This is a genomic window from Vibrio sp. 10N.222.46.A1 (genome assembly GCF_041473595.1).
Taxonomy (GTDB): Bacteria; Pseudomonadota; Gammaproteobacteria; order Enterobacterales; family Vibrionaceae; genus Vibrio; species Vibrio tasmaniensis_A.
The window spans coordinates 1-2,674 of record NZ_JBFRSN010000381.1; the positions used below are offsets into that span (position 1 = coordinate 1).

The following is a 2,674-nucleotide window of genomic DNA, read 5'->3' on the forward strand; positions in this document are numbered from 1 at the left end:
CAATAATATTCACACCAAGGTCGCGGAAGTGATTACACACCTCGATCAAGCGACCGTAATCCTGAATTTGTTCCGTTTCTAACACCTCTAAGCCAATACGCTGTGGGTGACTGATTTTCTTGATGGCTTGCTCAAGGTGAAGAATGGTTTTCTCATTGCTAAAATCTTGTGGCGCCAAGTTAATTGAGAACGAATCGGTTCGCTGACTCATAAAATCAAAGGTACGCGTTATCATCTGGCGACTCAGGCGCGTATAGAGATGCGTTCCTTCTATGATTGGCAAGAACTTACCCGGTGCAATCAACTGACCGTCCTCTTCAATTCGGACCAAGCACTCATAGCTTTCTACCTGATGGCTGTGTGCCGAGACAATAGGTTGGGAACACGCCACAATATTCTGATTAAGCACCGCGCGACTGACACACGACAGCCAGCCAAGCTGCTCTTGGCGATGCTTCTCCAATTGAATGAGCGTCTTGGCGCTCACTAGATGCTTGTTCTGACTCACGGCGCTGCGCCTAGCATCAATCGCCTTCAACAACAAATCATCAATCGAGGTCGTAGGAAAATCTCGACGGCTGGCTATACCCGCACAGATGGATACCGACAGGTAATCAATATCAGGCAACCCCGTTGGTTCAAAATTCACATGTTCCGTTTGGTCTGCAAATTCAGAAAAACGCTGATGAATATGTTCTTGCCCCACCCAGCTATCAAACACCACCGCCCACTCACCGATACCAATGCTATAGAGCTGACACCCCTCATCAAAGAACTGCCACAGCGCCTTTTGAAAATACTCGCTTAAATCATGCAGAAGCTTGTCACCGACTCGATAGCCATACTTCTCATTGATTTGGCCAAATGTCGTGACTTTCAAAGCCAACAAATGACTATCGGTACTCATTTTTGACAGCTTTTCACGCAATACGCTTCGGTTAGGTAAGCCTGTACGGCGATCAATTCGGTAGCTCGCGGTCAATGCGGTCGCTTGCTGTTGAATCTTACTCGCCATGCTGTTGTTCATGTCATCGACATCAAGCAGAGCATTTCGTATCAATGAAAACAGAGGGGAAATATTGGTCGCGGGTTGTGTCTCTAATGGCAATACCGCCTTGCCCTCACCTTCCCTAAGCGCAAGATAAGTGAGGCTATGATGCAAAATTCGTTGCTGGCCATTATCTTGATAGAGCTCTCCCATGCAGTAAACGCCATAGGTGTCCGCTAATGCTTGGAAAACCTCAACCTCTTGGTTGCCATCAATGAAATCAATGCGAGAGGTACAGTTGTAGATAAAAAACTGTTCTGGCTTATGGGAAGCAATCTGTTGAACGCCCAATCGGATTTGCTCTAGGGTCAATGAAGGATGGTCATAACAAAACCGCACCTCATCACCAACCTGAAACGACCCACTGAATTCGATCTCTCCGCCCTCTGTCACCTTGAGCGGTAAGTGAGTGTTCTGGTCTTTGGGTTCACCGACCATCAAGGGGAAGTTATACAGTTGCTCAAAAGGGATTTCGAGACCGTCAGCGAGGTAACGATTATAGACTTCTCGGACAGGTATACCGTCCAATTCAGCTAGCCGATTATCTTGAGCATCAGTCACTCGGAAGGTACGACCAATGGGGTTCCATTCGCAGTAATACCCCTTAGTAATTGAGAGTTCAACACTGTGCAGTGCTAACATGACATAGGCATTTTCATAGCAAATACCATCGAGCATCACCCATCGTCCATGCTCTGTAATGGTCGATGCACCGCCACAAACAGGTAATGAATATATCGACTGCTCAAACGCTGAAAATAGATCTTGGTTATTTATCTGCAAGCGATCGGCGAAACAGATAATGCTTTGAGTATCAGCATTACATTCAAGCTGCTGCCACATCGCTTGGCTATCCCGTCGAGGCTGCTCGCTATATTCGACAACCCCACAAGTGTAAGACGTCGCTTCAAAGCGAGTAACAATAACATAGAGACCTTTATGCAGGATTACACCTTGGCTGATGTAGTGATTAGCACTACAACCAATCAATTTGGCGTTGGGGAAAGTCGACTGGATTACTTGGCAGGCAGCCAACACCGAATCTTTCTCGAAAGAAGAAAACACCTGAATCAGTAGATTGTCATGTGGATGAAAATCTATCTTTTGCAATTCACGCTGGGTGTACTTAATGTCTTGTATCTGGAAAGAGGTCGATTGCATATTCACATTAATCGTTACGTTAATGATTTGTTATTGTGCTTATTATAGATAAAGCTTGCACGGAATACTTACAATCGTCTGATAAATAATGTGACGCTAGTTAGACATCATTCATTCTACTAAAGAGCCATCATCAGTGCCAGTGAAGCACTTTAAAAGCAAGTGACGTTAAGGTCTGAGGGCTTTAATAACTAAAACAGTCGCTTAGGCTCACCAAAGTAATAACCTTGCAGATAATCGACACCCATTTGCTCTGCAATTTCACAAACCTGTTGGTTATGGACAAATTCGGCAACTGTTTTGGCGTTAAACACCTGACACAAGCGTACTAATTGAGAGGCGATATTCCTTTGCTTTGGGTCTTTGTCGATATTGCGAATCAAGCTACCGTCGAGCTTTATGATCTGCGGCTCAAGTTTAATGATCTCATCAATATTGGAATAACCAGAACCAAAGTCATCAACA

The 2,674-nt window shown here is 45.0% G+C and carries 2 protein-coding genes; both read right to left on the reverse strand.

From position 1 onward, the window contains the following. The coding region (locus AB4496_RS12090; protein WP_372131042.1) for an FIST N-terminal domain-containing protein at positions 1 to 2,209 on the reverse strand (2,209 nt) is incomplete at its 3' end. Between the two features lie 191 nt (positions 2,210 to 2,400). After that, positions 2,401 to 2,674: EAL domain-containing protein (locus AB4496_RS12095; RefSeq protein ID WP_372131044.1), on the reverse strand; the 274-nt coding region annotated here is incomplete at its 5' end.